The organism is Sphingobium fluminis, from assembly GCF_037723805.1.
Taxonomy (GTDB): domain Bacteria; phylum Pseudomonadota; class Alphaproteobacteria; order Sphingomonadales; family Sphingomonadaceae; genus Sphingobium.
In genome coordinates, this window is sequence record NZ_JBBJUK010000005.1 from 175,855 (window position 1) to 200,737 (window position 24,883).

Genomic DNA, 24,883 nt, shown 5'->3' on the forward strand with positions numbered 1-24,883 from the left:
TGCGCCGAGCCCGTGCAAGACGGCAAGATCGGAGACGCGATCCGAAATTCGATTATCATGACGGATGCCCAACTTCTAGCGTCCCTCAGTCTAACGTGCCGCATCCGCGATTTCCTGGCTGCGCAGCACGAAGCGCTGCACCTTTCCGCTCGGCGTCTTGGGCAAATCGTCGACGAATACGATCTCGTGCGGATAGGCGTGCGCGGACAAGCGCGCCTTGACCTGACGCAGCAACTGCTCGGCCAGCGCGTCATCCCCGCGATGGCCCGGTTTGAGCACCACGAACGCTTTGATGATCTCGGTTCGCTCGGCATCAGGCTTGCCGATCACCGCCGCTTCGAGCACGGCATCATGCTCGATCATCGCGCTTTCCACGTCGAAGGGCCCGACGCGATAGCCCGATGTGGTGATGACGTCATCGGCCCTGCCGACGAACGAGATGCTGCCGTCCTCGTTCAGTTCCACCGTGTCGCCGCTGCGTAAATAGCCGGTTTCGAAAGCCGCCGTCTGCTGTCCCTCATAGCCCTTGAACCAATCCCCAGTTCGGTCTGGCCGTAATGATCCTGAATCGGTGCATCCAGGTGCCGGGCGAACCAGCGAATGGTCTCCGGGTTGAGCGGCTCGCCCGCGCTGCTGACCACGCGCAGCTGGCCCCTGACCCGCTTCGCCTTTTCCGGCCCGTCCCCCGCCAGCAGGCGGTAGGCCGTCGGTGATCCGGCAAGGTTAGTGATGCCGAGGCGGGCGATCGTGTCATAGGTCGAATCGACGTTGAAGCCGCCCTCGTGGAAGACGGTCGCCATGCCCAGGGCAAGCGGCCCGACGAGCGCATATAGAGGCCATAGGCCCATCCGGGATCGGCCAGATTCCAGAAGTGATCGCTCTCCCGCAGGTCGACCGCATCGCGCATATAGCCAGCGAAAGCGGCAATCGCCCGGTTTGGAACGCGCAATGGCTTAGGCAGGCCGGTGGTCCCGGAGGTGAACATCATCCTGGAGCTTGAAACCGGTTGGTCGCCGGTTCTGCTCGGCCGCCTGGAAGCCGGCGAGACCGACCTGTCCTTCATGATGGGCGATATCGATCCTGCGCGTTTCGACAGCATCATGCTGCGACGCTATGGGCTGGCGCTCATCGTTCATCGCGAACATGTGTGGGCCGACTCCCCGTACATCCTTCCCGAAGCCATGATGCGCTAGACAGTGCAGGTGTTCACGCGCAGTCTCAATCCCCATCTCTGGGACCTGCTTTATGCGCCCCTCATCAAAGCCGGAGCCAAATTCGTGGAGGTGGCGGACATGGCCGAGGGCGCGCCACGACGCATCAGGTCGCCGGACATGATCGCGGCCTTCTTCGATTTCGGCGCCGACGATCCGGGCTCTACAGGGTGTCCCGGATACCGGTGGACGCACCTGCGGCAGTCCCCTTCCAATTGCTTCGTCCCATCGCGCAGCGGCACTCTGGTCCGGGCGAGGCGTTCTGGAACCTTGCGCAGGACCGGGCCACGAGCCTTTAAGCGCGGATGATCATCCTCGGTGCATGATCCACCGCGACGGCCGTTTGCAACGTCTGATCACGCGGCCGCTTCCTTGACGGTCTGCATCGCCATGAAGGTAGAGGTGCTGGCAACATGGGGGAGGCCCGATATCTTTTCCCCCAACACGATCCGGTAACGGCGAACATCTGCCGTGCGTATTTTCAGCAGATAATCAAAGTTGCCCGCGATCATATGGCATTCCTCAACCTCCGCAATATGCTGAACGGCGTCGTTGAAGGCCCGAAGCGCCGGTTCACGGGTGTCGGACAGTTTCACCTCGGCAAAGGCCACATTGTCCAGTCCGACCTTCGCCGGGTCCACGACCGCCCGAAAGCCAAGAATGACGCCGCTGTCGATCAGCCTCCGCATCCTCATTTGACATGGCGTTTTCGACAAGCCGACACGTTGCGCGAGATCGGTCACGGTGATCCTGCCATTTTCCAGCAGCAATGCGAGGATTTTCCGATCCCAGCTATCCAGTTCGACCGGGATTTGTACAATTTCCATGAAAATAGCCCATCATAACTAATAATTATAAGACGATATAGCATTGTATAAGTCAAACATAGGGAAGATCGCCCTCGTATAAGCCGTTACGAATGACACATGGAACCTCCCTCTCCCTTTGTCGATTTCGTCCCCGTTCGCGCAGCGTCGACGTTACGCCGGTCGATCACTGCGGCCTATCGGCGTGAAGAAGCCGAAGCGCTCGGCCCGTTGCTGACCGCTGCGACGTTCGACGATGCGACCCGAGGGGAAATCGCGGCGACGGCCCGAACGCTGGTGACAATGTTGCAGGCCAGCCCGCGCAGTTCCGGCATCGAAGGCCTCATCCACGAATATTCGCTGTCCAGTCAGGAAGGCGTTGCACTGATGTGCCTGGCCGAAGCCTTGCTGCGTATTCCCGACAATGCGACGCGCGACGCGCTGATCCGTGACAAACTGGCCGATGGCGACTGGAACGCGCATCTCGGCAGGGGCAAGTCCTTGTTCGTCAACGGCGCGACCTGGGGACTGGTGGTCACCGGCAAGCTGGTCGACCGGGTCGACGATCGCTCGCTCGGCGCGTCGCTTACCCGGTTGATCGCGCGCGTGGGCGAGCCGGTGATCCGCGGGGCCATGGACCTGGCCATGCGCATGATGGGCGAACAGTTCGTGACTGGCGAAACCATCGACAAGGCGCTGTCGCGCGCCAAAGTGATGGAGGCGAAGGGCTTTCGCTACAGCTACGACATGCTGGGCGAGGCCGCTACGACGGCGCAGGATGCGGCCCGGTATCTGTCCGAATATCGCAATGCCATTCACGCGATCGGCAAGGCGTCGGCCGGGCGCGGCGTCTATGAAGCACCCGGCATATCGATCAAATTGTCGGCGCTCCATCCCCGCTATGTCCGGTCGCAGGCCGATCGCGTGATGGGCGAGCTACTGCCGCGACTGAGGGGGCTGGCCTTGCTCGCGAAAAGCTATGACATCGGCCTGAATATCGACGCGGAGGAGGCCGACCGCCTCGAACTGTCTATCGACCTGCTCGAAAGCCTGGCGATGGACCCTGACCTTGCCGGATGGAACGGGCTGGGCTTCGTCGTTCAGGCCTATGGCAAGCGCTGCGCGCCGGTGATCGACTGGATCATCGACCTTGCCAATCGGGCCGGCCGGCGGATCATGGTCCGGCTGGTCAAGGGCGCCTATTGGGACGCGGAGATCAAGCGCGCGCAGGTCGACGGCCTGGCCGACTTCCCGGTCTACACCCGCAAGGTCCATACCGACATCGCCTATATCGCGTGCGCCCGGAAGCTGCTGGCCGCGCGCGACGTGCTGTTCCCTCAGTTCGCTACCCATAACGCCCAGACGCTGGCCACCATCCACACGCTGGCCGGACCCGATTTCACCCTGGGCGATTATGAATATCAATGTCTGCACGGCATGGGCGAGCCCTTATATGAACAGGTGGTCGCAGCGGACGGCATGGCGCGCCCGTGCCGCATCTATGCGCCGGTCGGCGGCCATGAAACGCTGCTCGCCTATCTCGTCCGGCGCCTTCTGGAAAACGGCGCGAACGCATCGTTCGTCAACCGGATCACCGATCCCGCTATAACGATCGAGGAGCTGATCGCCGATCCTGCAAGTGCGGTAAGGGCGATGACGCATGTCGGCGCGCAGCATGATGCGATCGCAGCCCCGGCGGACCTGTATCCCGATCGTCGCAATTCCCAGGGGATCGACCTCAGCGACGAGGCAGCGCTGGCGGTACTGGGTGATGCACTGGTCGGAAGTGCGCATATGCCATGGTCCGCTGAGCCCATGGAGAATGAGGCCGGCACGCAGCCGGTGCGCAATCCGGGGGACCATAGAGACGTCGTCGGCACCGTCAGGCTGGCCAGCGCGGAGGCCGCCGCATCAGCCACGGCGCGCGCCGCCGCTTCGCCGTGGCCGCAGACATCGGTGAACGCGCGTGCGACAATATTGGAGCGCGCGGCCGACGCATTCCAGAACAACATGCCCGTGCTGATGGGTCTTGCCATGCGCGAAGCAGGCAAGTCGGCGGCGAACGCCATCGCCGAGGTGCGTGAGGCGATCGACTTCCTGCGCTATTATGCGGCGCAGGCGCGGGCGACATTCGGGCCGGAACAGCGCCCGCTCGGCCCCATAATCTGTATCAGCCCGTGGAACTTCCCGCTCGCCATCTTCACCGGGCAGGTCGCCGCCGCGCTCGTCGCCGGCAACCCCGTTCTGGCCAAGCCGGCCGAAGAAACGCCGCTCACGGCCGCCTACGCCGTCCGCCTGCTCCATGAGGCGGGCGTACCGGCCGACGCGCTGCAAATCCTGCCCGGCGACGGGGACATCGGCGCCGCACTGGTCGCCGCACCCGATGTGGCAGGCGTGATGTTCACCGGATCGACCGAGGTCGCCCGGCTGATCCATCGCCAGCTCTGCGCGCGTGTCTCATCATCCGGCCGGCCGATCCCCCTGATCGCCGAAACGGGCGGCCAGAACGCGATGATCGTCGACAGTTCGGCCCTCGCCGAACAGGTCGTCGCCGATGTGATCGCATCCGCATTCGACAGCGCGGGCCAGCGTTGCTCGGCGCTGCGCATCCTCTGCCTGCAGGAGGATATCGCGGACCGGATGCTCGCCATGTTGAAGGGCGCGCTGGCGGAGCTGCGTATCGGCCGGACGGATCGGCTTGCCGTCGATATCGGGCCGGTCATCAGTGGGGAAGCGCAGGCGAAGATAGAGGCGCATGTCGCGGCGATGCGCGCGCGCGGGCATCGGGTCGAACGGACTGCGCTGCCTGCCGAAGCCGTGCACGGCACGTTCGTGGCGCCGACCATCATAGAGATTGATGCGATCGCGGATGTCGCGCAGGAAGTGTTCGGGCCGGTCCTGCATGTGCTGCGCTATCGCCGCGACCGGCTTGATGCGCTGATGGATACGATCAACGATACCGGCTATGGCTTGACCTTCGGGCTTCATACCCGGCTGGACCAGACGGTCGACCATGTGTCCGAACGGATCCGTTGCGGCAATGTCTACGTCAACCGCAATGTCATCGGCGCCGTCGTCGGGGTTCAGCCATTTGGCGGCACCGGGCTATCGGGTACAGGCCCCAAAGCGGGCGGGCCGCTATATCTGGGTCGGTTGGTGCAGATCGCGCCTCCGCTTCCGGGCGTTGCCGCAAGTCCCGCCGCGCTGGACGATCTGGCAGCCTGGCTGCGCGATCGGGGCGATGGCGATGGCGCGGCAATCGTCAGGGGCTATGCGGAACGGTCTAGCCCGGGATTTACCCAGACGCTCCCCGGACCTGTGGGCGAGACTAATATCTATTCGCTGCACCCGCGCGGCACGTTGTTGCTGCGGCCTGTAACATCACGCGGCCTGATCCACCAGCTGGCGGCGATGCTAGCGACGGGCAATCGTGGCATCATCGAGGGTACGGTCCTTCCAGCGGGTCTACCACCGTCGGTCGTGCAACATGTGTCGAGCGATATCGCCGCCAATATCGGGGCGGCGCTGGTCGAAGGAAGCGGGGCGATGCTGATCGAAACATTGGCTAAAATCGCCAGGCGCGATGGCCCTATCCTGTCGGTCCATACGCCGGGCCCCGATGGCCGTTACCAGCTCGACGGTCTGCTGGAGGAGCGCGCGACGTCGATCAACACGACGGCGGCGGGCGGAAATGCAACTTTGATGATGATCGCATGAGCGAGCGACGCGGCAAACGAATATTTTCTCACAAAACGGATAGCTATGGCGCGGCTCGTCATATCCTAGCTAAAATCCGAAAGTGGCTTCTGATTTTCAGATAAGGTCGGGAAGCCGCCTTCGCAGGAATGTGGCTTCCCATCGGCACGATGACGCAGCGGTTGCGAAGACAGAGGACTGAATATTGAGTTGGAAATCCCGCAAATCCGCCCTACCCCCTGACAACACGCATGGCGGGCGCCAGTTGGCCCGAACCCTGTCCTGGCCACATCTGATCGCCCTTGGCGTAGGGGCCATCGTGGGAACGGGGATTTTGACGCTGATTGGAGTCGGTGCCGACAAGGCGGGACCGAGCCTGCTGCTCTCCTTCGCCATTGCCGGGCTGATCTGTATGTGCGCGGCGCTCGCCTATGCCGAGATGGCGACGATGATTCCGGCGGCTGGCAGCGCCTATACCTATTCCTACGTCGTGGTCGGCGAACTGTTCGCCTGGGTCGTCGGTTGGAGCCTGATCCTCGAATATTCGCTGGTCGTGAGCGCCGTTGCGGTGGGCTGGTCCGGCTATGCGGCGCCGCTGTTTCATGATTGGCTGGGGGTGCCGGTCAGTCTGATGCAGGGGCCTGAGCTGGGCGGCCTGGTGAACATGCCGGCCATCGCGATCACGCTGGTGGTTGCCGGTCTGCTGATCCTGGGCACGCGCGAAAGCGCGACGCTCAATGCTACGCTGGTTGTCGTCAAGCTGGTGGCGCTGGTCGTGTTCGTGACCATGGCCATGCCCGCATTCGAAACCGCCAATTTTACCCCGTTCATGCCGTTCGGTTTTGCCAAAAGCGTGTCGCCCGACGGGGTCGAGCGCGGGGTGATGGCAGCCGCCGCGATCATCTTTTTCGCCTTCTATGGCTTCGATGCCATCGCCACGGCAGCGGAGGAAACCAAGAATCCGGGGCGCGATCTGTCCATCGGCATATTGGGATCGATGGCGCTGTGCGTGCTCATCTACATTGCCGTAGCGGCAGCCGCGATCGGCGCTTTGTCCTATCATGCGTTTTCGAACAGCCCCGAGCCACTGGCCCTTATCCTGCGCGAGCTGAACCACCCGTGGGCTGCCCGCTATCTGGCCATTTCGGCGGTGATCGCACTGCCGACTGTCATCCTGGCGTTCTTTTATGGTCAGAGCAGGATATTCTTCGTGATGGCCCGCGATGGATTGCTGCCCCAATCGCTCGCCCACGTGTCGGCACGCGGATCGCCCACGCGCGTCACGATCTTCACGGCGGCGATCGTTTCCGTGCTTGCCGGGCTTATCCCCCTCAATGAACTGGCTGCGCTTGCCAATGCCGGTACGCTGGTGGCGTTTGCCGCGGTGGCTTTTTGCATGCTGGTCATGCGAAGACGCGCGCCAGATGCGCCCCGCAGGTTCCGGTCGCCCTTCCCCTGGTTGGTTGGGCCAGGCGCCATGCTGGGCTGCGCATATCTGTTCTACAGTCTCCCGCAAACGACGCAAATCTACTTCTTTTGCGCCCAATTGCTCGGACTGGTGATCTACTTCGCGTTCGGCAATCGCTGCAGCATCGCTGCCCAAGCGGCCAGCATGGGTTCGATCTAGAGTCCTGCAACCCGCCTTCCGGGGATTGAACCCGTCAAACGCACAAGACCCGGATCGCCGTTGCGCCACAGCCAGGCCGACTTCCGAATTTTAGATTGCCTCGGGTAGACAGGTCTGTCTATAGACGCTCCCGTCTTACCTTTGTTCGATGGGATCTGGAATGAGCAAAAAAATAGTTGTCGTAACGGGCGCCAGCAGCGGCTTCGGGAAGCTTACCGTGTTGGAGCTCGCTAGGCGGGGCCACACGGTGATCGCAACGATGCGGGACGTCGACGGGCGGAACAGCCAGGTCCGCGGGGAACTGATCGAAGCTGCGAAAGCGGAAGGCCATGCGCTGCACGTTCTGGAAATGGACGTCGCTGACGACGCGTCGGTCAACTCGGCGATCGGGCAGGTCATAGCGCAGCACGGGAAGATCGACGCCCTGATCAACAACGCCGGGCTGATGCCCATCGGAGTGACGGAAGCCTATACGGTCGCCGATGTCGAACGCCTTTTCGCGGTCAATGTCTTCGGGGCCATCCGCACCGATCGCGCCGTGTTGCCGCACATGCGCGCCGCCGGCAGCGGCCTTATCGTTCAGGTCACGTCGCTGATGGGCCGGTTCGTCATGCCCTTCTTCGGAATTTATTCCGCGAGCAAGTTCGCGCTCGAAGCGCTGGCCGAAACCTATCGCTACGAATTGTCCGGCTTCGGGATCGATTCGGTCATCGTCGAGCCGGGCCCGTTCCCAAGCAACCTGATCTCGTCAAGCCCCGAGCCGTCCGACGCCGCCGTGGTGGCATCCTATGGTGATTTCGCGGCGATCCCCGGCCAGATCAAGGACAATGCCGACAAGTCGCATGATCCCGCCAACCCACCACGCCCGCAACTCGTTGCCGATGCGATAGCGCAACTGGTCGAGGCGACGGAACGTCGCCCGCTGCGCACGGTCGTCATGCCGGAAGGTCTGGATTTCGGCGTCGAAGCGATCAACCAGGCCGTTGCTCCCATTCAGAACGGCATCCTCAAGGCAATGGGTATGGAAGGCATGATCTGACGATCCGGACGGATCGGCAGGTGATTGCCACGCCTGCCGATCCGTGTCTAAACGAGGCACACAGCTGGCGGCGCGGGCGCAATGACGTCACCTTTTACAACCACTTGTCCGAGGTTTCGCAATGACCCGATCCCGCCAGCTTCATCTCGGCGCCTTCATGCGTCCAGTGTCGATCCATACCGGCGCGTGGCGCTATCCGGGTGCATGGCCCGATGCCAATTTCAACCTTGGCCACATCAAGCGAATGATTCAGACGCTTGAGGCCGCCAAGTTCGACGCCTTCTTCATGGCCGATCATCTTGCCGTGCTGAACATGCCGATCGAGGCGCTCAAGCGCAGCCATACCGCGACCTCGTTCGAGCCGTTCACGCTGCTGTCCGCCCTGGCGATGGTGACCGAGCGGATCGGTCTGATTGCTACGGCATCGACGACCTACGACGAACCGTTCCATATCGCCCGTCGGTTCGCCTCGCTTGACCATCTGAGCGCTGGCCGGGCCGCCTGGAACATCGTTACAACCGGAAATCCCGAAACATCGCATAATTTCGGCAGCGAACAGCATCTCGCGCACGCGAGCCGCTATGGTCGCGCCCGCGAATTCTATGATATCGTCACCGGCCTGTGGGACAGTTGGGCAGATGACGCGTTCGTTCGCGATGTAGAAGCGGGCGTCTATTTCGATCCTGAAAAACTCCATATTCTCAATCACAAGGGAGCCGATCTGTCGGTGCGCGGACCGCTCAATATCGCTCGGCCGGTGCAGGGTTGGCCAGTCATCGTCCAGGCCGGCGCCTCGGAGCCCGGTCGGCAGCTTGCGGCGGAGACCGCCGAGCTTATCTTCGGCGCGGTAAGTACGCTCGACGAGGGCCAACGCTTCTATGCCGACATCAAACGTCGCATGCATGCGATCGGCCGGGATCCCGATGAGCTGAAGATTCTTCCGGCAGCGTTCGTCGTGGTTGGCGAGACGGTCGAGGACGCAAAAGCAAAGCGCGCCCATCTCGACAGCCTGGTTCATTATGACAGTGGCATCCGCTCGCTTTCGATCGCGCTCGATTATGACGTGTCGGGCTTCGACCCCGACGGCCTGCTGCCGGAGATTCCCGAGAGCAATGCGAGCAAGAGCGGCCGCGACCGCATGGTCGCACTGGCGCGCGAGCAAAGCCTCACCATCCGGGAGCTCGCGGCGAAGGCCGGCAGCTATGGGGGGCTTGCATTCGTCGGCACGGCTGCCTCGATCGCCGACGAGATGGAGACCTGGCTCGACGAGCGTGGTTCGGACGGGTTCAACATGATGTTTCCATGGTTGCCCGGCGGGCTGGAGGATTTCACGCGGCTGGTGGTCCCCGAATTACAGCGTCGCGGATTGTTCCGCACCGAATATGAGGGGCCGACCTTGCGCGACCATCTCGGCCTATCCCGCCCGGACAATCGCTTCTTCCCCGCCAAAACCGGTGCATGATAATTGGCCTGGCACCACGCGGAATTTGCCATCAGTGATATATTCAATGGCGAATATCTTCCATGCTCTCGGTGGCTCCACCCCGCGCATCGCCCCTTTCCTGACTGTGCTGCCATCCACCGCCCAGCGCCTTGAACAGATCCACCCGCGCTGACGCGAGCCGCTGCACGGACGCGGCATAGGCGCTGCGGGCCGACAGCATGTCGGCCTGGGCCAGGAGCACATCGAGATAGCTGACCGATCCCGCGCGGTATCGAAGATCGGCGAGCTTGTGCGCCTCGCCGGCGCGCAGCTGCGCCTCGCGCAACGAGCCAAGCCGGTCCTGCTCGGTAGCGACCATCGTCAGCGCCTGCTCGACGTCCTTGAGCGCATTGAGCACGCGTCCGTCGAACGTCGCAAGCGATGCATAGCCTTGCGCCTGGGCCTGGCGGAGCCGCGCGCGCGCGGCCGCGATATTGGGGAAGCTCCACGAGATGAGAGGTCCCAGCGAAAAGGAAAAGGAGTCCCCTCCCCTCACCATATCGTTGCGGAAGAAATTGCCCGACCCGCCCAGACTGACCTTGGGGTACAGGTCGGCCGTCGCGACGTCAATGCGCGCCGTATCTGCCGCGAGCTGGCGTTCCGCCTGGCGCAGATCCGGTCGGCGGCGAAGCAGGGCTGCGCCATCTCCGACCGGGAGGCTGGCTGCGGGTTCAGGCGCCTGCGCGCACGACCGCGCTGCCTGCGGAACGTCGCCCGGTGTCGTGCCGATCAGCGCGGCCAGTTCGAACAGCGCGATCTGGCGCTGGCCTTCAAGCGCCGGGATCGCCGATCGTGCCGTCGCCGCCGCGGCGCCCGCGCGCTCCACATCGAGCTTGCCGACCGATCCGGCGCGCTCCTGCGCAGTGACGAGCCTGAGGCTGTCGCTGCTCGTCTTAGCGGACTGCCGCGCCACTTCGATCGCGTAGGCAAGAGCGCACGCATTCACATAGGCGCGCGTCGTTTCGGCCGCGACCGTGACCCGCACCGCGTCGCGAGCGGCTTCGACCGCTTGCGCGTCCGCCTGCGCTGCGGCGATGGCGCGGCTGACGCGGCCGAACAGATCGACCTCCCACGCGAGCGACAGCGTACCGGACCGGGACCATTGTGCATCGCCCTGATTGCCCGCAACGCCCGCCTGTCCCCCGCCCTGAACGCCGTCGCCATAGGCAACGCCGCCACTAAGGTTGGTGGACGGCAACCGGGCGGTCCGGGCTTCGCCCAGCACCGCCCGTGCGCGCGCGAGGTTCGCGGCGGCGACGCGCAGATCGGCATTGGCCACCAGTGCCCGCTCGACCAGCGCATCAAGCCCCGGATCGCGATAAAGACGCCACCAGTCGTCCGGCAGTTGCGCTACCGGATCGAAGCCCGCGCCCTTAGTCACGAACGGCCCCGCCTCGGCCAGAGGGCTTTTTGGCCGTTCATACTTCGGTCCGACGGCGCAGGCCGACGCGAGCAGCGGGGCGATGAGGCACAGCAGCCTGGACTTACGCATGAACGAGCCCTCCTTCGCCTGCGGGCCGGCCGGTGGGCGATGAGGGGCTGCCCGGTTCCGTCTTCGGCTTCGGACGGTGATCGGCGGCGAGCAGCGTGTAGACGGTCGGCAGCACGAACAGGGTGAACAGCGTGCCCACCAGCATCCCCATCACGACGACGATGCCGATCGCAAAGCGGCTGTTCGCGCCGGCGCCGGACGCGAACAATAGCGGCACGAGCCCAGCGACCATGGCGGCGGTCGTCATGAGCACCGGACGCATCCGCACCGCCGCGGCATGGCGGATCGACTCCGCCCGGCCCCACCCTTCCTTATGCTGCATCTCGTTGGCGAACGACACCATCAGGATGCCATGTTTGGAAATGAGGCCAATGAGCGTGACGAGACCGATCTGCGTATAGATGTTGAGTGTCGTGAAGCCCAGATAGAGCGGCACGAGCGCCCCGCAGACCGCCAGCGGCACGGTCACGAGGATGACGAGCGGATCGCGGAAGCTTTCAAACTGCGCGGCCAGCACCAGGAAGATCACGACCAGCGCGAAGGCGAAGGATATCGTCAGCTGATTACCTTCCTGCACATATTGCCGGCTGTTCGACAGCCAGTCGACCCTGGTTCCGGGCGGCAGGGGCTGCTTTTTCAGGAAGTCCACCGCCTGCCCCATGGTCACGCCCGGCAGCAGCACGCCAGACAGCGTTGCCGAATTCATCTGATTGAACTGGGGCAGCTGATTGGGCTGCGGCCGGATTTCGACGCGGGCGATCGTGGACAGCGGGACCAGCTTGCCGGACCCCGCCTTCACATAGAATTCGCCGAGATTGTTCGGGGTAATGCGCTTGCCCTGGGTCACCTGAGCGATGACGTCGTAGGATCGATCATGCCAGTTGAATCGGTTGACGTAATTTTCGCCGACCAGCACGGCCAGCGTGTCGGCGATTTCGGCCATGGTCACGCCCATGTCGCCGGCCTTGGCCTGATCGATGCTGATATGCGCTTCGGGACTGTCGAACGCGAGGTCGCTATCGACGAAGGCGAAAAGGCCGCTGCCCCATGCCGCGCCCTTGATGCCTTCCAGGGTCCTGTAGATTTCGGGGAAATCGTCAGTCGAGCGGATGACCATCTGGACCGGAAGACCCCCACTGCCGGCCGGAAGCGGGCTGTCCTGAAAGGCGGTCGCATAAACGCCGGTGATCGCGCTGGTTCGGCCGGCCAGTTCCGCCTGAACCTGATCACCATTGCGGCTGCGGTCCGCCCAGTCCTTCATCACGATGCCGCCAAAGCCGCCATTGGCGTTATTGTCGCCGCCAATGTCGAAGAAGCTGGCGCCATATTCGGGGAATTGGTGAAAGATCCTATCGACTTCGGCGCTGAAGCGCGCCGTATAGCTGGCGTTGGCATATTGCGGCGCCTTGGTCTGGACGAACACATATCCCATATCCTCCTGGGGCGCCAATTCGCTCTTGGAGCCGGCGAACAGCACCCCGATCGTCGCCAGCACCGTGACGCCGACGACCAGCACCGCCGCGCGTGCCGCCAGCGTGCGGTCGAGCAACCGGACATAGGTTTGGGTGGCACGGTGCATGGTGCGCTCGACCGCCCGGGCAAGCCTCCCCTCCCCCATTTTTGGATTGAGCAGCAGGCCGCTCATCATCGGTGACAAGGTGAGCGCGATGACGCCCGATACGATCACTGACCCGGCAAGCGTGAACGAGAACTCGCGGAACAACGCGCCGGTCAGGCCCCCCATCAGGCCGATCGGCGCGTAGACGGCGGCCAGCGTGATGGTCATCGCGACCACGGGTCCAATGATCTCGCGTGCGCCGACGAGCGCCGCGTCCATCGGCGATAGCCCGTCTTCGATATGGCGGTGGATATTTTCGACCACGACGATGGCGTCATCGACGACGAGGCCGATCGCCAGCACCATGGCGAGCAGCGTGAGCAGATTGAGCGAAAAACCGAAGAGCAGCATCAGCCCCGCCGTGCCCAGCAGCGACAGGGGGATCGTGACCACCGGGATGATGACGGCTCTGAACGTGCCCAGAAACAGGAAGATCACGAAGATCACGATCAGGATCGCCTCGATCAGCGTATGCTGGACCTGCTCGATGGAGGCGTCGACGAATTGCGCGGCGTCGAACACGCTGGACACCTTGAGCGTAGGCGGGGCGGCGCGCTGGATGTCGGGCAGCATAGCCTTGACCGCGCGCACGATTTCGAGCGGATTGCCATCGGGCGTGGGCGAAATGGCGATCGTCACGCCGGGGTGGCCCGATGCAAGCCCGATGCCATCATAATTTTGGCCGCCCAGCTCGATCGTCGCAACGTCACCCACCCGCACGACGCTATCCCGGCCCGTCTTGAGCACCATCTGGCGAAAGGCGTCGACGGTGCGCAGGTCCGTGCCTGCGGTGATGTTGATCGCGGTGCTCTCGCCCCTGAGCTGCCCCGGCGCTGCCTGGACATTGTTCGCCCGGAGCGCATTGGCCAGGTCGCTCGCCGTGAGGCCGCGCGCGGCAAGTTTCACCGGGTCGACCCAGATCCGCATCGCCAGTGGCGCGCCGCCGGTAATCCGGGCCGAACCAACGCCGGGAACCGAAGTGATGAGAGGCTGGGCGACCCGCGCCGCGAAGTCGGCCATCTGCGATGGCGCAAGCGAGTCGCTGGCAAAGGCGATATATTGGATGGCGGATGCGCCGTCGGTGATCTTCGTGATCACCGGGTCTGTGACCCCGGCGGGCAGCCGGTATTTGACCTGCTGGACCTTTGCGAGAACCTCCGTCATCGATCGGTCGGCATTGGCGTTGAGGACCAGCTTGGCCCGGATCTGGCTCCTGCCCTGGCTGGAGGTGGAGGCGAGATATTCAATGCCGTTTGCCGTGGCGATCGCTTGAGAGATGGGCGTAGTGACGAAGCCGTGCATAACCTCTTGCGAAGCGCCGGGCAGCGACGTGTCGATGGTGATCGTCGCGCTTTCCATGCCGGGATATTGCCGGATCGGCAGGCTGAACGTCGCGCTGAGGCCGGCGAGCAGGATCAGCAGACTGACGACGACCGCCAGGATCGGCCGGCGAATGAAGAGGTCGGTAAAGGCCATGTCAGCGGCCGCCGGCCTGGACGATGCGCGCGACCTTGACCTCGGCGCCAGGCTGCACGCGCAACTGGCCCTCCGACACGACGACGTCGCCGGGGCGCAGGCCCTTGTCGATCACCACCTCGTTGCCGATGCGGCGGCCGGTCCGGACCGGCACGATCTCCGCCTTCCCACCAGTACGCGCGCCCTTGCCCCGGACCACGATCACGCTGTCGCCCTGCGACGATGTCTGGATGGCGGTGGCGGGCACGACGAGCGCGCCCTGCTGCGGCGGCAGCACAAGGCCGGCCGTCACATACATGCCGGGGCGCAGCGCGCGATCGGAATTGGGCAGCAGCGCCTGCACGGTGACATTGCGCGTGTCCTTGCCGATCTGCGGCTCGACCGCGTTCACGCGCGCGGTGAAAGTCCGGTCCGGAAAGGCATCGCTGGTCACAAGGACCATCGTCCCCGGCCTCAGACGCGCCAGTTCCTGTTGGGGAAGCGCGAATTCCACATAGAGCGAATCGAGTGCGGTCAGCGTCGCGACGGGATCGCCCGGATTGATGAACTGCCCAAGGTTGACGCGACGAATGCCGATTTCGCCGGAAAAGGGCGCGCGGACCTGTTTCTGGATCAGGCGCGCGTCGATCTGCCGCACGGCCGCTATGGCCTGATCGCGCTCGGCGCGCCGCTGTTGCAGCAATTCACGCGGCTCGGCACCTGTCGGCGCAAGTTGCTCGGATCTGGCGAGTTGACTGCCACTGAACGCCGCCTTTGCTTTGGCGGCCTCCCGGTCGGCGCGCTCGGGGCCGTCGAACAGCTGCACGAGGAGCGCTCCTGTCCTTACGGGGGAGCCGGCGGCGAAGTTGATATCCGACACCCGACCCGCAACCTCGCTTGAAAGCGTGACTTCGCGAACCGCCGTGAGCGTGCCGGCGGCGTTCAACGATGAAGGCATATCGCGAGGTGAAACGACCAGGGCAGCGACCCGGACGGCTTGTTGTTGCCAGCCCTGGCCCTGGCCGCTTTTCAGCGTTCGCCAGAGAAACAGACCGCCCAGTATCGCCGCCAGAATGAGGATCGTCAGGATGATGGTCCGCCCTTGCGGACGCGAGGAAGGTAGTGAGGGAGGGATATCGTGAAGCGAGTCCGTCATGCTGCCGTCTCATCGGCGAGCGCGGCGAAAGCGGGTTTCGATGGTACAGGGCAGTTCAGAACCACGTTCAGGATCCCTTTTAAGATTTTGCACCGCACTTGCGCGCGCGGACGCCTTTTGTTATTTTCCAAGCCATGACTTTGAAAACCAACACGTCGGATATGTCAAGCTCGACGTTGGAAAATGCGGGCTGGTCGACGCGTACGCCTGGTGATCGCGTACTGATGGCCCTGAAATTACAGGGGCGGCTTTCGTCCGCGGCGATCGGGCAGAAGCTGGGGATCAGCGGTGAGGCAGCACGTCAGCAACTTATGCGCCTCGCCGAGCAGAACCTCGTCGTCGCGACGAGCGAAGCCAGAGGGGTCGGCCGGCCGCAACAATATTGGGACCTGACCCCAGCCGCGCAATCCCGGTTTCCCGATACGTGCGCAAGCCTGACGGAGCAGCTACTGAACATCATCCGCTCCCATATGGGTGAGTCGGCGCTCGACATGATCATCAATGTGCGGGAGAGCGAGACGCAGCGCCGTTATCTGGAGGAGCTGGGCGGTAAAAAGCTGCTTGGCGACCGGGTCGCAGCGCTGGCCGCGTTGCGCTCCAAAGAAGGCTATATGGCTGATTGGCATGAGGCGGAGGACGGGTCATTCCTGCTCGTCGAAAATCATTGCCCGATCAGCGCGGTAGCGGCGATGTGTGGCGGTTTCTGCAGCGCCGAACTCGAAATGTTCAAAACCGCGCTGGGTGATGAGGTGTCGATCCACCGCGCAGAGCACATCATCCAAGGCGATCGCAGATGTACTTACGTCATCCGTGAGGGTGCCTTTCCCTAAAGCAGGGATATAATCGTCGACGCAGCCGGGCTGCCAGTGGCCGGCGTGGCCATGGCCGCCGAGGCACCCAAACCCGTTGCCGGAGGCCTGAACCTGCGTGGCGCGGTTCATGGAACCGTTGCGCCGGCCTGGACCCCAACAGTCTGGGTTGTAACTCGCCCAACCCGGCGGCGTTGGCAGCCTCGGCCATCAGGGGTTCGAGCCTCTGGGGACCAGATCAGGCGCAAGGTCGCGCATATGGGCTATCTGGAGCGGGCGGTACGTCAAATGCCCGCAATCTCGCCAAGCTCTATGCCCATCTCGTTCGCGGCGAAACGCCGGATATCCCCCGCACAAAGGATATCGTAGCGGTTTGCGGTGGACATGGGGCGGGTCATTCCCCCTCCCCTCCGATCGCCTATGCCTTGATGCGTTGCTCTGATCGGCATCGAGCGCTTCGAAAGCATGCTCGCGGTGCCAGCATGCTTCGATGTGGAGCGCTCAGGAGCCCATGGGGCGCGATAGACAGACCTTGTGCCGGTCAACGTACGTAAAGCCGGTGAGAGCGCTGAGACGGGCTGTAATGACAATCCACGGCATTTCCTGCTCTGTTCTTGCAGTTAGGGCGAGACGCCGTGGATTCCCGTTCTCCGCCCCAAGGCTTCCGGACGCTTACGCAGGAGTTATTTAACAATATCAGTGTGTTATTCCAAATAGGATTGTCGGGATGGCCGTCTTGCGTGTGGGCCGCAGCCTGACGGCTATCAATTCACGCGACGGGTTTTTTTACGAACATGCTCCGCCTGCGGAAACCTCGTCTTTTCTAGCCAAATAATATCTCGTGCTGGTTATATGGTTTATCCTAATGTTAAAGAGTTAAGGCGGGATGTGGAGGATCAAAAGCAGTTCGGATACGCGAGTCGTGCGAAATACTCCGTTCCTGGAATGTCGACGTTTCGTTCCTGGAATGTCGAGCGACTCGTTCCCGAAGTGTCGGGCATCCGTTCCCGATGGCGCGAAGACCGTTCCCGAAATGTCGATCCATGCCTCGATCCGTCATCAAGCAGGCGATGATTGAATCAGTTCGCTGCAACCAGGTGTGAAGGACGTTCAAACTATGCGGCGTATGATCACTGAAAAGGGTCCTCGCCCAGAAAAGCCTAACGACCAATTTTCGACCCGACACTTCGGGAACGCCATGGGCGACTTCACCAAGAATCAGAGGCGATGGCGGTTCTTTTCATGGAACTGGCGAACGAAACCGATGAACGCCTTTTGATAATTGACCGGCGTGCGGGCTGCCTCGGTGCCGATCCAGTCGCGAAATTCCTGATGCAGGGTCTGGTAATCCCAGCCGGGACATTCCGCGCGCAACGTGGCCAGGGTGGCATCGGTGATCTCGCCCGACGTGACACGAGTCGACAGGCTGGTCACGCTGCGCCGGATCATTGCCGCCATGTCGACCGGTGGATCATACGCAGCCGGATCGGTCGACGTCGGGGCGCTGAGAGGGCGGCTGGTCGCGGCTGGCTTTGATACCGTCACTTTTGCGGGTGTCGCCTCGCCGGCTCCCCGGCGACGCATTCTGAGCGAAGGTTCCCGCTTTCCTGTCGGTTGCTCCAGCACCAGCGCATAGCCAGGAAGCGCATCGCGCTCCGCGATCCGGGCGATCTCGAATTTGAAGCGGCGATAGGCGCCCTCCGCCCCTGATTTTTCGAACAGCGTTGGCAGGGATATCGCGAAACCCCCCTCCCCTGCCCCGCCGGCATGTTTGCGCGCGACCTTATAGAGCCAGCGTTCGCGCCCACCGGTCAGGTCGAAATAGGCGCGGTCGATGCTGAGCACCCCGCCCTGCATCAACACGCCTTCATAGAACCAGTTAGACAGCTCGATCGTCATACCGCGCGACCGTTCCGTCTTTTCGTCGACGAGCTGCGCCCAGCCATCGAGCCAGCTGAACGTCGCCTCGCGCCGATTTTCAGCCCGTATGTTGGTCTTGATCGTGGTCGCGACGAGTCGGTCGAGCGACTGCCCCAACAATTCATAGGCGCGACCCGTGGTCGGACGATGAATGGCGCGTAGCAGATCATAAGGCATGAGATGGAGTTTGCGCGGTATGTCGTTGAGGCCGCGGCGCGCCATGTCCGCCAATACGCTGGCGCAGTAGATCAGGATATCGGCGTCCCAGATCGTTGCCATGCCATAATCGGGATTGGCCGAAACATGAACCCATGCCTTACCGTCGGGGGAGGTGTAATCGATCGGCTTCATCCGCTTCGATTTAGCGAGGCTAAAGAAGGGTCGTTCCATGACCTCGCGCTGGTCGCGCAGGGGCATGTCCGCAATATAGGGCAGAAACAGATCGAACTGGTCGCCGGAAATGGGTTTGCCCGCCCGAGTCATGGATGCGCCAGCTCGCCGTGCGAGCGACCGGACGTTTCCCCGGGGAAACGCCGTCGGGGAGGGGAGGGTCGTTTCCCCGGGGAAACAGGTGCAGGTCGCCCCGTCACCGCTGGAGACCCTGACCCTGCCGTTCGAGATGATCGAGCGCGTCGCGCAATGCCTCGATCAGCGTTGCATTATCGGCTCCCGACCCGGCATGCAGGCGAATGGTGACGCCCTGGCGGCTCACGGACTGGACGGAGAGGGCGGGCCGGCCATAGCGCGATACATAGACATAGGGCTCGGGCCGGGCTTCCTCACGCGCGGCCCGCGGTGCATCCAGCAGGCGCTTGAGCACATCGGCGGCGGGCAGGGCAGGGCGACCGCTGAACCGCCGGTCGCGCTGTTCGAGCGCGAGCGCATTTGCTGTGGCGTAGATCGCCTTTGCGCCCTCGCTGTCGTCCAGCGCCTGCGCCAGCGCATAAGCGGGCTTAAGCTGAATGTCTGCCGGCGATGCGAAGGCCGCGATGATGCCATCATGAATACCGGCGACCTTGATCATTTTGGAAAGCCAGCCCTTCGACAGCTTGAGCCGTTCCGCCATGCGGGTCAGATGATTGCCATAATGGGCCTTAAGCGCATCGGCATAATTGCGCGCGCGTTCGAGATCGGACACATCCTTGCGCGCGCGATTTTCGAGATCGGCGAGGCGAAAGGCGGCCTCGTCGTCGAGCGTCGCCACTTGCGCGACGAACAGCATGTCGGGGTAATTGTTGCGCCGCAGCCAGCTGATCGACCAGTGCCGCCGCGTGCCCGCAATCACCTCATAGTCATGGTCGGGATCGCCTTCGACCCTGCGGACCACGGCGGGCACCTTCTGTCCGCCCTCGGCGATGATCGAATCGATCAATTCCCGGCAGTTTTCCTCGGAAAGATCGGCATAGAGCCGGGCATTGCCTGGCCATATCTTCACGCGCGAAGGGTCGAGCAGCAATTGCGTAACCTGGCGCACTTCGCCCGATGCGAGGCGGGCAAGGGCCGATTCCCGACCGAGCAGCGTCGTGCCCCGACTCCGTTCGACCCGCACGGACGCGGGGGAGGGCGGGGCCGGCTCCGTGCTGGCGGGAAGGGGCGACGGAACGCTTGCCTCATCAGCAAGCAGAGCCGCCAGATAGTCCGATTGCTTACGCGCCACGATTGCTCCCCCCGATTCGGCAAGAACATAAAGTGAACATCACCTTATAGGACAGTGGGCAGTCGCGCTTTTGCGCGATAACCCGTTTATGCCGCTGCATTGACGATATCCTCTTCCCGCGCGGGCGCGACCCGGCCCCATCCCTGTCGCACCAGCGCCTCGATCTGCCCCATTGCTTCGTCGAGATTGGCGCGGCAGCGCTTGTGCGTGCGGGGCGTGCCGATCGGCTTTTCCAGTTCATAGACGGTCATCATCCGCATCGCGGCATGACTGATCTCTGCGCTGTCCAGGATCGGCACGGGCAAGAGGGCAGGGCCGAAACTCTGTTCCATGATCGCGCGCACCATCGCATGGCTCGGGTCATTGGCGTCGAATTTCGAACAGAGCAGCCGCACGAAACTGTAATCGACCGAAATTCCGGCGTCCTGCAACTGGCCGATCACCTGGTCCATCATCGACAGGAATTGCACCGTCGAACAGAAATCGGGCGTCGTCGCCGCGAGCGGCACCAGCAGCGCATTCGCCGCCTGCATCACCGCGAGGCTGATCGTGCCAAGCGCCGGGGGCGGATCGAGCAGCACGATGTCATAGTCGCGCGCGAGGTCCATCAGCCCCTGTTTGAGCTTGCGAAAGCGCGCCGCGAGAACCGAGCCGCCGTCGCTGCCCGCCGCTGCCAGTTCATATTCGACATCGAACAGTTCAAGGTTGGACGGGATCAGGTCGACATTGGGCCAGCTCGTATGTTTGACGGCGTAGAGCAGGTCGACCTGGGTCGGATCGATCGACAAATAAGGGTAGAGCGTCTCGTCGCGCTGGATATTGAAATGCGGGTTGAAACCGAACAGGGTGGTCGTTGTCGCCTGACTGTCGCAATCGACCACCAGCACGCGATAGCCCTGCACCCCGAAATAATGGGCAAGGTGGGTGGTGACGGTCGATTTGCCGACGCCGCCCTTGAAATTCTGGACCGCGATGATGGCGGGCGCGTCAAGCGGGGCGCGTTCGGGACTGGCGCCCAGCACCCGGCGCATATTGAGCAGTTCATCGACATTATAGCCGGGCCGACGCCCATTTTGCGTGGGCGGGGCAGGGGGGAGGCGGCCATCCTCTTCGGCCATGCGGATGCGATTGGTCGAACAGCCGAGCATTTGCGCCGCCTCGGCGATGCCGAAGCGGATGGTCAGTTCCTTGCGGCTTTCGGGCAGGAACGCTTTCCGCCGCAGCCGCTCGACCATCTTCTCACCAGCCTCGGCGAGATCGCCGATCTGGTCCACGATTGCATTCATGCCGGCACCCCGCCACCCGATTGAAGCTCAATGGCGCGGACTGTGGCAGATTTTGTTCAATGTGGGAAGGGCCGGGCCTTTCAGTCCTTCTCGACCTGACTGACGTCGCGCACCGCGCCACGCGCGGCGTTCGTTGTCAGCGCGGCATAGGCGCGCAGGGCAGGGGACACGGCGCGCTTGCGACCGAACGGTTTCCACGCCTGTTTGCCGCGCTCTACCATTTCCTCGTGGCGGTGGGCGAGTTCGGCATCGTCCACGTCGAGGCGGATGATGCGGTTGGGGATGTCGATGATGATCGGGTCGCCCGTCTTGACGAGCGCGATCAGCCCGCCTTCGGCCGCTTCGGGGGAGACATGACCGATGGATAGCCCCGATGTGCCGCCCGAAAACCGCCCGTCGGTGATCAGCGCACAGGCTTTCCCCAATCCCTTGGATTTGAGATAGCTGGTGGGATAGAGCATTTCCTGCATGCCGGGGCCGCCCTTTGGCCCTTCATAGCGGATGACGACGACGTCGCCTTCCTTCACCTCATTGCCGAGAATGCCGGCGACCGACGCGTCCTGGCTTTCATAGACGCGGGCGGTGCCGTGGAAGGTCAGGATCGAATCGTCGACGCCGGCCGTCTTGACGATACAGCCTTCGGGCGCGATGTTGCCGAACAGCACGGCAAGGCCGCCATCCTTGGAAAAGGGCGCGTCCGCGCTTCGGATCACGCCGGCTTCGCGGTCGAGGTCCAGTTCCTTCCAGCGGTTGGACGTGCTGAACGCGACCGTGGTGCGCACGCCGCCGGGCGCGGCCTTGTAGAATTCGCGCACGCTCTCGCTGCTCGTGCGGCTGATGTCCCAGCGGTCGAGCGCATCGCCCAGTGTCGGGGAATGGACGGTCGGCAGGCTGGTGTCGAGCAGACCCGCTTTGTCGAGCTGGCCAAGGATCGCCATGATGCCGCCGGCGCGGTGGACATCCTCCATATGCACGTCCTGCTTGGCCGGCGCGACCTTGCACAGGCACGGCACGCGGCGCGACAGCCGGTCGATATCGGCCATGGTGAAATGCACTTCGCCCTCATGCGCGGCGGCGAGCAGGTGGAGGACGGTATTGGTCGACCCGCCCATGGCGATGTCGAGGCTCATCGCATTTTCGAACGCGGCAAAGCTCGCGATATTGCGGGGCAGGGCGGTGGCGTCGTCCTGTTCGTACCAGCGCTTGGCAAGGTCGACGATCGTATGGCCCGCCTCGCGGAACAGCTTTTCGCGATCCGCATGGGTGGCGAGCACCGACCCGTTGCCCGGCAGCGAAAGCCCCAGCGCTTCGGTCAGGCAGTTCATGCTGTTGGCCGTGAACATGCCCGAACAACTGCCGCAGGTCGGACAGGCGGACCGCTCAATGACCGCCACTTCCTCGTCGGTATAGCTTTCGTCCGCCGCGACCACCATGGCGTCGACCAGGTCGAGCGCGACCGTCTGGCCCCTGATGTCCGCCTTGCCCGCCTCCATCGGCCCGCCGGACACGAAGATCGCCGGGATGTTGAGCCGCATCGCGGCCATCAGCATGCCGGGCGTGATCTTGTCGCAATTGGAAATGCACACGAGCGCGTCGGCGCAATGGGCGTTGGCCATATATTCGACGCTGTCGGCGATCAGATCGCGGCTGGGCAGCGAATAGAGCATGCCGCCATGGCCCATGGCGATGCCGTCATCCACTGCGATGGTGTTGAATTCCTTGGCGACGCCGCCCGCCGCCTCGATTTCCCGCGCGACCAGTTGCCCAAGGTCCTTCAAATGGACGTGGCCCGGCACGAACTGGGTAAAGCTGTTGACGACGGCGATGATCGGCTTGCCGAAATCCGCGTCGGTCATGCCGGTGGCGCGCCACAGGCCGCGCGCGCCCGCCATGTTGCGGCCATGGGTGCTGGTGCGGGAACGATAATGCGGCATGTGGGCGGTCCTCGGGCAATCGGTGCGCCAGCGCCTTTACGCTTCGTCACTGAGCTTGTGAAATATATTATCGGACAATCGTTATCGCAACGGTGCCGCCGAAAAGCGAAGGAGCCGGGGGGTCACCCTTCGAGCTTGGTCAGGACGAAGGCGATCAGGAAGCCCGCGACGGTGATAAGGCCGGAAAATTCGTGGGTTTCCTCGGTCGCCTCGGGGATCATCGTGTCGACCAGCATGGCAAGGATTGCCCCGGCCGCGACCGCCGTTGTGGCGGCGATCAGGTCCGGGTCCGCGCCCGCGAGCGTGACATAGCCGGTCAGCGCCGCCACGCCCGACGCCAGCGCGATCGCGCCCCAGACGCCGAAAATATAGACGGGTCCCCGCCCGGCCTTCTTCATGCCGGCGGCGCTCGACAGCCCCTCAGGCACGTTGGAAAGGAATACCGCCGCGACGGTCACCATGCTGACCGCGCCGCCATGGAGCAGGCTGACGCCGATCACCACCGATTCGGGAATGCCGTCCAGCAAGGCGCCCGCCGCGATGGCGAGCCCGGAATTGCCATCGGCCGAGGCCTGGCGCCTGTCCGCATTCGAACCCGAGCGTTTGCGGTGCTTCGCGCCCGCCCGCGACACGATGATATTGGCGATGGTAAAGGCGATCGCCCCGCCCAGAAAGCCGAGCGCGGTGGAATCGAAGCCGCCCCTGGCATAGGCTTCGTCCATCAGGTCGAAGGCGACCGCCGAAATCAGCACGCCCGACCCGATCGCCATGATGCCGGCGATCAGGCGTTGCGGCAGGTCGACCGCATAAGCGACGATCGCGCCGATGAGCAGCGCAGTCCCGCCGACCAGTCCCCAAAATCCTGCCTCCAGCGCGCCTTGCATATCCGACTCCTCGCTGGTGAAACGGGGGCGGCGGACAAAGGATGCGAATTGGCCATATTTGCGGATTGAGCCGGGCGTTGCGATGGTCGCCCGTGAATGCAACGAGATGATTCGGAGGTGGAATGAAAGAACCGATGACCAAGTCGCTTTCCACCAAGGAGGCGATGATCCTGGCGGCCGAGCGCCGCTTCGCGCTGCATGGCATGGAGGGCGTGTCGTTGCGGCAGATCGCGATGGATTCGGGCCAGCGCAACGAATCCGCCGCCCATTATCATTTCGGATCGCGCGAGGGGCTGATCCGCGCCATATTGGAGCACCGCATATCGAGGATCAACGCCCGTCGCGAAACATTGCTGGACGCAGCGCAACGCAGCCCGGACGGCGTGGTTTCGCCGGTCGCGATCGCTTCGGTCGTGATCCAGCCGATGGCCGACGAAATTTTCGCCAACTGGCGCAATTGCTATTGGGTGCGGTTCATGTCCCAATTGTTCGCGATCGACAAATTTCGGTATTTCGCGGGCGAATTCGAGTCGGCGTCGCCGGCGTTGGCGCGGGCCTATGACCTGATGAGGGCGCTGCCCGGCATCGACCCGGCTGTATTGGATGTTCGCCGCGAGATGTTGAGCCGCGAGGTCGTCTGGGGCCTGTCGCGCATCGAAGCGATGTCGTTCCACGCCAGCCGCGAAATCTGCGAATTGCATGTCGCCAATCTGGTGGACATGATCGCCGCCGGGATCGCCGCGCCGCCGTCGGACCAGACGTTGCGAAAGGCGCGGGCGCTCGGCAGGGCAGGGGCCGCCGGATCATAAG

The 24,883-nt window shown here is 63.4% G+C and carries 18 protein-coding genes; 7 read left to right on the forward strand and 11 right to left on the reverse strand.

Annotated features, from left to right (window positions below; translation table 11 throughout):
* Positions 1 to 90 precede the first annotated feature (90 nt).
* On the reverse strand, positions 91 to 465 hold the full coding sequence (locus WG907_RS14345; protein WP_340233830.1) for an AMP-binding enzyme: 375 nt from the start codon (positions 463 to 465) through the stop codon (positions 91 to 93).
* Positions 456 to 848, reverse strand: a complete 393-nt coding sequence (locus WG907_RS14350; protein WP_340233832.1) for an AMP-binding protein — start codon at positions 846 to 848, stop codon at positions 456 to 458. Before WG907_RS14350 ends, WG907_RS14345 begins: the two co-directional genes overlap by 10 nt.
* Before the next feature lie 117 nt (positions 849 to 965).
* Between WG907_RS14350 and WG907_RS14355 the strand changes: the two genes are divergently transcribed.
* Positions 966 to 1,193 (forward strand): LysR substrate-binding domain-containing protein, encoded by a 228-nt coding sequence (locus WG907_RS14355; RefSeq protein WP_340233833.1) that lies wholly within the window; start codon positions 966 to 968, stop codon positions 1,191 to 1,193.
* 374 nt (positions 1,194 to 1,567) lie between these two features.
* Here the strand turns inward: WG907_RS14355 and WG907_RS14360 are convergent, their stop codons facing one another.
* Positions 1,568 to 2,038 (reverse strand): Lrp/AsnC family transcriptional regulator, encoded by a 471-nt coding sequence (locus WG907_RS14360; RefSeq protein ID WP_340233835.1) that lies wholly within the window; start codon positions 2,036 to 2,038, stop codon positions 1,568 to 1,570.
* A gap of 99 nt (positions 2,039 to 2,137) precedes the next feature.
* Here WG907_RS14360 and putA point away from each other — a divergent pair, with 99 nt between their 5' ends.
* The 4 genes from putA (at position 2,138) to WG907_RS14380 (ending at position 9,841) form a co-directional block, all read left to right on the forward strand.
* Positions 2,138 to 5,734 (forward strand): bifunctional proline dehydrogenase/L-glutamate gamma-semialdehyde dehydrogenase PutA, encoded by a 3,597-nt coding sequence (gene putA / locus WG907_RS14365; protein ID WP_340233837.1) that lies wholly within the window; start codon positions 2,138 to 2,140, stop codon positions 5,732 to 5,734.
* A 184-nt stretch (positions 5,735 to 5,918) separates the two neighbouring features.
* Positions 5,919 to 7,340: an amino acid permease gene (locus WG907_RS14370; RefSeq protein ID WP_445326819.1), complete on the forward strand. Its 1,422-nt coding sequence runs from the start codon at positions 5,919 to 5,921 to the stop codon at positions 7,338 to 7,340.
* Positions 7,341 to 7,500: 160 nt separating this feature from the next.
* Entirely contained in the window at positions 7,501 to 8,379 is an 879-nt protein-coding gene (locus WG907_RS14375; RefSeq protein WP_340233841.1) for an SDR family oxidoreductase, read from the forward strand.
* Positions 8,380 to 8,500: 121 nt separating this feature from the next.
* On the forward strand, positions 8,501 to 9,841 hold the full coding sequence (locus WG907_RS14380) for an LLM class flavin-dependent oxidoreductase (protein ID WP_340233843.1): 1,341 nt from the start codon (positions 8,501 to 8,503) through the stop codon (positions 9,839 to 9,841).
* A gap of 43 nt (positions 9,842 to 9,884) precedes the next feature.
* On the opposite strand, the gene WG907_RS14385 is transcribed toward WG907_RS14380, so the two are convergent.
* From WG907_RS14385 to WG907_RS14395, 3 genes are read right to left on the reverse strand one after another with little or no spacing between them, the layout of a single operon-like run.
* Positions 9,885 to 11,354: an efflux transporter outer membrane subunit gene (locus WG907_RS14385; protein WP_340233844.1), complete on the reverse strand. Its 1,470-nt coding sequence runs from the start codon at positions 11,352 to 11,354 to the stop codon at positions 9,885 to 9,887.
* Positions 11,347 to 14,448 carry an efflux RND transporter permease subunit gene (locus WG907_RS14390; protein ID WP_340233846.1) on the reverse strand — a complete coding sequence of 1,034 codons (3,102 nt, stop codon included), beginning with the start codon at positions 14,446 to 14,448 and terminating at the stop codon, positions 11,347 to 11,349. The genes WG907_RS14385 and WG907_RS14390 overlap by 8 nt, the downstream gene beginning before the upstream one ends.
* Before the next feature lies 1 nt (position 14,449).
* Complete coding sequence (locus WG907_RS14395) at positions 14,450 to 15,583, reverse strand: efflux RND transporter periplasmic adaptor subunit (protein WP_340233848.1); 1,134 nt, start codon at positions 15,581 to 15,583, stop codon at positions 14,450 to 14,452.
* Between the two features lie 98 nt (positions 15,584 to 15,681).
* On the opposite strand from WG907_RS14395, the gene WG907_RS14400 reads away from it, so the two are divergent.
* On the forward strand, positions 15,682 to 16,413 hold the full coding sequence (locus WG907_RS14400) for a helix-turn-helix transcriptional regulator (RefSeq protein ID WP_340233849.1): 732 nt from the start codon (positions 15,682 to 15,684) through the stop codon (positions 16,411 to 16,413).
* A 1,197-nt stretch (positions 16,414 to 17,610) separates the two neighbouring features.
* Here WG907_RS14400 and WG907_RS14405 read toward each other — a convergent pair.
* From WG907_RS14405 to WG907_RS14425, 5 genes are all read right to left on the reverse strand, one after another.
* On the reverse strand, positions 17,611 to 18,795 hold the full coding sequence (locus WG907_RS14405) for a replication initiator protein A (RefSeq protein WP_340233850.1): 1,185 nt from the start codon (positions 18,793 to 18,795) through the stop codon (positions 17,611 to 17,613).
* Between the two features lie 103 nt (positions 18,796 to 18,898).
* Complete coding sequence (locus WG907_RS14410; protein WP_340233852.1) at positions 18,899 to 19,969, reverse strand: ParB/RepB/Spo0J family partition protein; 1,071 nt, start codon at positions 19,967 to 19,969, stop codon at positions 18,899 to 18,901.
* An 86-nt stretch (positions 19,970 to 20,055) separates the two neighbouring features.
* Positions 20,056 to 21,255 carry an AAA family ATPase gene (locus WG907_RS14415; protein ID WP_340233853.1) on the reverse strand — a complete coding sequence of 400 codons (1,200 nt, stop codon included), beginning with the start codon at positions 21,253 to 21,255 and terminating at the stop codon, positions 20,056 to 20,058.
* 80 nt (positions 21,256 to 21,335) lie between these two features.
* Positions 21,336 to 23,189 carry a dihydroxy-acid dehydratase gene (gene ilvD, locus WG907_RS14420; RefSeq protein ID WP_340233854.1) on the reverse strand — a complete coding sequence of 618 codons (1,854 nt, stop codon included), beginning with the start codon at positions 23,187 to 23,189 and terminating at the stop codon, positions 21,336 to 21,338.
* Between the two features lie 122 nt (positions 23,190 to 23,311).
* Positions 23,312 to 24,073 carry a ZIP family metal transporter gene (locus WG907_RS14425; RefSeq protein ID WP_340233855.1) on the reverse strand — a complete coding sequence of 254 codons (762 nt, stop codon included), beginning with the start codon at positions 24,071 to 24,073 and terminating at the stop codon, positions 23,312 to 23,314.
* A gap of 134 nt (positions 24,074 to 24,207) precedes the next feature.
* Here WG907_RS14425 and WG907_RS14430 point away from each other — a divergent pair, with 134 nt between their 5' ends.
* Positions 24,208 to 24,882: a TetR/AcrR family transcriptional regulator gene (locus WG907_RS14430; protein ID WP_340233857.1), complete on the forward strand. Its 675-nt coding sequence runs from the start codon at positions 24,208 to 24,210 to the stop codon at positions 24,880 to 24,882.
* The last annotated feature ends 1 nt before the right edge of the window (position 24,883 follow it).

Excerpts from the sequence above, each read along its gene's own strand:
- WG907_RS14350 (WP_340233832.1), bottom strand. The coding sequence starts at position 848 with ATGGGCCTATGGCCTCTATATGCGCTCGTCGGGCCGCTTGCCCTGGGC.
- WG907_RS14360 (WP_340233835.1), bottom strand. The coding sequence starts at position 2,038 with ATGGAAATTGTACAAATCCCGGTCGAACTGGATAGCTGGGATCGGAAA.
- putA (WP_340233837.1), top strand. The coding sequence starts at position 2,138 with ATGGAACCTCCCTCTCCCTTTGTCGATTTCGTCCCCGTTCGCGCAGCG.
- WG907_RS14375 (WP_340233841.1), top strand. The coding sequence starts at position 7,501 with ATGAGCAAAAAAATAGTTGTCGTAACGGGCGCCAGCAGCGGCTTCGGG.
- WG907_RS14380 (WP_340233843.1), top strand. The coding sequence starts at position 8,501 with ATGACCCGATCCCGCCAGCTTCATCTCGGCGCCTTCATGCGTCCAGTG.
- WG907_RS14385 (WP_340233844.1), bottom strand. The coding sequence starts at position 11,354 with ATGCGTAAGTCCAGGCTGCTGTGCCTCATCGCCCCGCTGCTCGCGTCG.
- WG907_RS14390 (WP_340233846.1), bottom strand. The coding sequence starts at position 14,448 with ATGGCCTTTACCGACCTCTTCATTCGCCGGCCGATCCTGGCGGTCGTC.
- WG907_RS14395 (WP_340233848.1), bottom strand. The coding sequence starts at position 15,583 with ATGACGGACTCGCTTCACGATATCCCTCCCTCACTACCTTCCTCGCGT.
- WG907_RS14405 (WP_340233850.1), bottom strand. The coding sequence starts at position 18,795 with ATGACTCGGGCGGGCAAACCCATTTCCGGCGACCAGTTCGATCTGTTT.
- WG907_RS14415 (WP_340233853.1), bottom strand. The coding sequence starts at position 21,255 with ATGAATGCAATCGTGGACCAGATCGGCGATCTCGCCGAGGCTGGTGAG.
- ilvD (WP_340233854.1), bottom strand. The coding sequence starts at position 23,189 with ATGCCGCATTATCGTTCCCGCACCAGCACCCATGGCCGCAACATGGCG.
- WG907_RS14425 (WP_340233855.1), bottom strand. The coding sequence starts at position 24,073 with ATGCAAGGCGCGCTGGAGGCAGGATTTTGGGGACTGGTCGGCGGGACT.
- WG907_RS14430 (WP_340233857.1), top strand. The coding sequence starts at position 24,208 with ATGACCAAGTCGCTTTCCACCAAGGAGGCGATGATCCTGGCGGCCGAG.